The 389-nt window shown below is 63.0% G+C and carries 1 protein-coding gene; it reads left to right on the top strand.

Annotated elements, in window-relative coordinates; genetic code table 11:
• Nucleotides 1-188: 188 nt before the first annotated feature.
• The coding region (locus AC066S_RS39975) for a thiolase family protein (protein ID WP_478272091.1) at nucleotides 189-389 on the top strand (201 nt) is incomplete at its 3' end.

Here is a 389-nt window from a genome sequence, read left to right as displayed (position 1 = left end):
ACCCGCAAGGTTTAAAAGTTTCGCTCGTCCCAAGGTTTTCACGTCCTATGCGATGACGCCTTGGCGCCAGTGCGTGCGAGATCACAAACCTACGATGGCGGCATGGATCGCCGCCCCAGAACCCGACAGGCAACACGCCTGTGGGAAGTCGATCTCCCACCTTTTTTCTCTTCGAAGGACCATCAGCCATGCCTCCACGCGACATCCTCATCGCCTCCATCGCCCGCACCCCCATCGGCACCTTCGGCGGCTCGCTCAAGGACATCCCCAACACCCAGCTCGCCACCACCGCCGTGCGCGCGGCCATCGAGCGCAGCGGCATCGCGGCCGATGCGGTGGGGCATGTGGTGATGGGCAACGTGATTCCCACCGACACGAAGGACGCCTAC

The sequence above is a fragment of the Bradyrhizobium sp. CFUWI genome (assembly GCF_056429085.1).
Note: the sequence above shows the minus strand (reverse complement) of the source record. Positions and strands in the feature narration are given on the sequence as shown.